The organism is Sphingobacterium alimentarium (genome assembly GCF_004342685.1).
GTDB lineage: Bacteria > Bacteroidota > Bacteroidia > Sphingobacteriales > Sphingobacteriaceae > Sphingobacterium > Sphingobacterium alimentarium.
On the sequence record NZ_SMBZ01000083.1, the window covers coordinates 1 to 5,445 of the forward strand.

At 36.8% G+C, this 5,445-nt stretch carries 2 protein-coding genes and 2 pseudogenes; 1 reads left to right on the plus strand and 3 read right to left on the minus strand.

Going from position 1 to position 5,445, the window contains the following annotated elements; genetic code table 11:
- Nucleotides 1-324: 324 nt before the first annotated feature.
- From EDC17_RS16425 to EDC17_RS16435, 3 genes and pseudogenes are all read right to left on the minus strand, one after another.
- A complete protein-coding gene (locus tag EDC17_RS16425) occupies nucleotides 325-2,748 on the minus strand; it encodes a TonB-dependent receptor (RefSeq protein ID WP_132779292.1) in 2,424 nt (807 codons plus the stop codon).
- A 102-nt stretch (nucleotides 2,749-2,850) separates the two neighbouring features.
- The gene (locus EDC17_RS16430; RefSeq protein ID WP_243646187.1) at nucleotides 2,851-4,092 is read right to left on the minus strand and encodes an exo-beta-N-acetylmuramidase NamZ family protein; all 1,242 of its coding nucleotides are present in this window, start codon (nucleotides 4,090-4,092) and stop codon (nucleotides 2,851-2,853) included.
- A gap of 264 nt (nucleotides 4,093-4,356) precedes the next feature.
- Nucleotides 4,357-5,251: pseudogene (locus EDC17_RS16435) on the minus strand (IS982 family transposase).
- Between the two features lie 94 nt (nucleotides 5,252-5,345).
- Between EDC17_RS16435 and EDC17_RS16440 the strand changes: the two are divergent.
- Nucleotides 5,346-5,445 (plus strand): annotated as a pseudogene (locus tag EDC17_RS16440) (transposase); the annotation flags it as partial.

Below are 5,445 nucleotides of genomic sequence, written 5' to 3' on the forward strand. Positions count from 1 at the left end.
GATGAAGTTTTTAGTGTTTTTTTCAAAGTTCTTGCAAAACTCATCAACTATGCAGAAAATATCGGTAACTTTATCGTATGTAATCATGGTCTGGTATATTGTTAAATATTTGAATTTCAGGTACTTAAATATAAATATTTACCACCATGATTGCAATTTTAAATAGAATTAATAATCGAATTCAGGTTATAAACTTGTTTTCGCTAGAATTATCAATAACATAACCTTTTTTGAGACAGTTCTCTCCTTAAAGAAACAGACCTAAATATTTAGTTTGGTAGCATACACTAAATTTATATACGGATAGTTCTAAAAAATAATTATTTACATCCGTCCACTTTCACTTTCAAGGGCAGATTTACGTGACCTTTGGGTTTTAATTTTTCCTTCGCTAAAACGATAACTGAAGCTCAGGCGCGCTTGTCTTGACTCATAATAACCATAACTTGAAGAAGTAAATCCAGGGAAATTTTGACTATATCGACTCTTATTACCTTTATAAATATCCGTCACCGCAAAACGAATAGTAGCCCTATCCTGCAACAAGTTTTTTTGAACAGCAACATCTACCTGACTAATAGACCGACTTAATGTATTGGCTCCACTCAACCGTTTGGAATTATAAACAGCCGTCAACTCTCCCTTCATCTTAAAAGGCATCTTAAATGCTTGTACCAAGCTCGCCCGACCAGCAAATTGTTTCAATTCAAAGTTTCGGTATTCATCGAAAGAAACAGCATTATCGATATAATACAAAAGCCCATTAAAGGTCATATCCCACCACGGCTTGACACTTAGTTGTTGCGTTAAATTCAATGACCAATGCTTTTGTGTACCCAAATTCTTACTAATCATCACTATTTTTTCGGTATCCAAGGTATCAATAACTTTAGCAGTCAATTGATCGGTATACGAAAAATTAAAAGTTACAATGGTCGACCTTTTCAAGGAATACAAAAACGTCAAACGATGCGTCAACGAAGGGTTCAGAAAAGGATTTCCTTGCCAAAAAGACAATTCGTCTAGCATATAAATAAAAGGATTCAAATCTTGATAAGCAGGACGATCGATTCGCTTTGCATAAGAAAAAGACATCGTACTATGTGCTGTCGGTAATAAACTAACCGAAAAAAAGGGAAATAAATTCGTGAAATCACGGCTAATTACTTCATCGCTACCCACATTATTCTGCTTATAAAATAACTTTCCTTCCGAAGAAGCATTTTCAACACGAAGACCTCCTTGCAAAGATAGCTTCCCTATATTTCGCTTGTAATCAATATAAGCTGCAGACACAGCTTCACCAAAATGAAAATCATTAGAACGTCGATGATCCAAGCTATCCGACGAGGCTACCACATGATAAAATCGAGAGTCATTTATAGAACCTACATATGAATACTTAAGACCAGCCTCCAATTTACCATTCCACAACTTCATCCCATAATCCAACTTCACACCTTTCAAATCTATATCTATCCCATTCAAAGTACGGTATAGATTATCAGTGGTAATGAGGTCCTCATTATCACGATAAATATTGGTTTGCAGATTCTTATTCCATTTATCAAACAAGCCATAATCCGCATCTATACTCAAACTATAACCAAGCGTATCTTCATATTTATAGTTGGCATTAAAATTATACCGCGAAGTACCTTGTCCATAATAATCGTTGACCGCATCCAAAGATTCTATTATAGTATTAAATGGTGAATTACCAATATCCGTATGTGTATCGGTCCTACCACCACCAAAGATAAAATTACCATTGGCGACAAAACCAATTGTATTCTTATCATTTAAATAGTAGTCCATCCCCACTTGCGAAGACATCTTTTGACGCTTATCGACATCAATTGTATGGCTATCATATGACTTTCCATTCTGTTGTCGGTTCGTGCCGTACACATAATTATAGTTGCCCAAGGTATGATTATAACTCCCGAAAATATTAACCTTATCCACCCGATAACTCAATGCAATATTTTGAAGTTGTTTCGCACTCACTCCATAAGCCATAATCGTCGTCAGACTTCCATTAATACCTTTTATTTGATTTTTTTTAGTTTTGATATTGATGATGCCGGCTTGACCTGCGGCATCATACTTAGCCGTTGGACTAGAGATAATCTCGATAGATTTGATATTATTAGACGAAAGAGACTTCAACAGATCTGTAAGCTCTTTGCCCGACAAATACGTCTGTCTTCCATCGATCAATATTTGCACGCCACTTTGCCCATTGAGCGTAATCGCACTTTCATTCTCCACATATACACCAGGCGCTTTTTTCAAGGCTTCCAAAACAGAGATATCCAAAGCTCCGATAGCATGCTCCACATGATATATAATCGTTCCGCCCTCCACTTCCAACAGCTTTTTCTTCGCATTGACCTCCACAGCATCCAGAGCGTGTACCAAAGGCAACAGTACAATAGTATCCAACTCCGACAGAACTACCTCAAAATGCGGTGAACTAAAATCCTGATAACCGACATGCCTAACTCGAACAAAGAATTCACCTAAACTATCAAATGCTATCCGAAACTGTCCTGTTGCATTCGTCGTCACATTAGCTACCAATTTGTCATCGCTAGCATGTAGCGTCACCGTCGCCAGAGAAAGAGGATCGCGTTGTTGATTCACGACAAGACCACTTACCGTTTGCTTCTGCGCAAACAATGTACCGAAGCTCAACAATAATAACAAAAAAAGGGATACACCAAAAGAATATAATCTAGGCATCAAAAAAAGGTTAGAATCTATCAGGCAAAACCTGTACAAAACAAACTTAGCTTACCCAGTTATACCTGATAAGCTAAGTCATCTGAACAGTTATTCAAGACATTAGTCTTTATATAAAACATATTTCTTTCGCATAGACTTATACGCCGACAAGTCTTTAGCCCAACTTTTACGGATTTCTACTTCAGATTTCCCTGCGATGATTTGTTTACGAAGCTCATCTGTTCCTGCCAACTTATCGAAGAACTCGGGTCTTGAAAAGAATTTACTCTTGTCCGGCATCTTATCATAAAAATCCAATACATACTTCAACGTGAACTTATGCTTATCAGGATCGATACCACGAAGATCTACCCCATAGTTCACTTCCCCTTTACCTGCTACATGCTTCGCAACCCCCGCTTTCTCACCTGGTATAAACTGAAAATCACCAAACACAGGAAGTGGATAGCCAATCACCTGAAAAGGCCAATCCGTACCTCTTCCCTCCGAGATACTTGTCCCCTCAAACAGACATAGTGAACCATACAAACGGATAGAAAGATGATTAGGTAATGACGGAGATGGGATTACTGGCAATTCATAACGCATCGAATGATTGTAATTCTTCACAGGGATAACCTTCAAATCGCATTGCGCGCCATCCTCCAGCCACTTTTCTCCATTAATCATTTGCGCCAACTCACCGATCGTCAGACCATGCATGATAGGCACTTTATGAAACGAGATATCAGCTTTGTATTTGTCATCCTTCCGCACAGGACCATCGATCTGATCACCACACGGATTGGGACGATCCAGCACAATCATTTTCTTACCATGCTTAGCACACAAATCCATCACATGATGCATAGAAGCTACATATGTATAGAATCGTGCCCCCACGTCCTGTAAATCAAATATCATCACATCTACAGACTGTACGATAGAATCCTGTTTTGAATTACCTCCATACAAGGTATACAGTGGTAGCCCCGTCTTTTTATCTGTCATATTAGACACCTTCTCTCCACGCTCAATCTCTCCTCTAAAACCGTGCTCAGGCGCAAATGCAAAACGAAGATCCACACCTTCGCGAAGAAGCACATCTACCAAATGCTCTTTATCAGCTCCGATAATAGACGTTTGATTCCCCATTAGACCGACTTTTTTCCCCTTCAACAAAGGAACATAATCCTCGATTTGATCCGCTCCTGGCACGATAGGCTTGATTGCTTGATCGGCTATCGATAGCTCATTAAACATCGAACTCTTTTGATCCGGTATAAAAGACGAAAATAGCAATACAATAAGAACTATTACTGATGATAGTAATAAAGGAAACTTTAAAAAGTTAAAATTCATGTTCATAATTATAGGTTGTACTATACAAATTATGAAATCTATGCAAGACTAGCAAACGAAAATGCACAAAAACTTAAAAATCGCATCCTAAAAACCTCATATACAAGCATAATAACGCATACAATGGTGTAGTCTTCCTTTTTTTTCAAACAGTGAGTAAATATAAAAATATGCAAATTATCAATATGCCAAGGTGAATAGTTCGCTAATTCATCCGCTGTCCTTTGCTTAACCTTCAAATACTTTAAAACCTGAGTTCGATTATTAGAAAGCGTACAATTGGTTAGTTTTTACCGTTTGATATTTGATTGAAGGTTTCTTAGGGAAGAAACTGTATGCTGCTAATCCAGCTAATATATTTACGATAAAGTTGATGAATGAACGATGTCTTGAATGCTCAATCAGACAGATGTTTTTAAGTTCGTCGTTAACAGTTTCTATAACTGATCTCTTTCTAAGCATAATCTTATCATTCATACTCATTAGGCTATTTTTCATCTTGTTGCGTATTCTAGTGACTAGATGTATTCCATCAATAAAAAGAATTTCAAACAATTGTTTAGAGATGTAACCTTTATCGCCGAATAGTTTTCCAAATATTTTTTTTAGGAAACTTTCTTTTTTTAAGGGCTCTCTAGCATCCATATTTCCTTGACTAATAAGGAAATTAAGAATTTCCCCCTTATCATTAATGATTAAATGAAGCTTGAAGCCGTAAAACCAACCGATTGTTGATTTCCCAATTTCAGCAGTTCCTTTGAATACTTTACTTGCTTTGATACGCTTGTTTTTACAAACTCTTATTGGCGTAGAATCTACAAATGAAATTCCTGTACAAGAACCTGAGCAACAGATTTTCAGAAACATAGTTAAGGGCATAAACACAGTTTGGTTAAGTTCCACGAAACGATTGTAAGAAACTGTCTTAGGGAAATCTTTGTTCATGTGGCGCTGCACATAAAAGATGTAATAATGCTTAAAACATTTAAAACCACTGATCTGAAATAATAGTAGGATACTGATAATCTCACTATTTGACATTGTTGCAGGGGCGTCTTGAAGCCTTCCCAAGGATGAAGCTTTTAGTGTTTTTTTCAAAGTTCTTGCAAAATTCATCAACTATGCAGAAAATATCTGTAACTTTACCGTATGTAATCATGGTCTGATAAATTGTTAAATATTTGAATTTCAAACACTTAAATATAAAAATTTACCACCATGATTGCAATTCTAAATAGAATTAATAATCGAACTCAGGTTGTAAGGAAAATATTCCATTCATGTGGCTCAGTGGCATGAGTAGACCTGACCATAATACCATTAACCGGTTCCGTGGTGTTCGCCTTAAGGGTT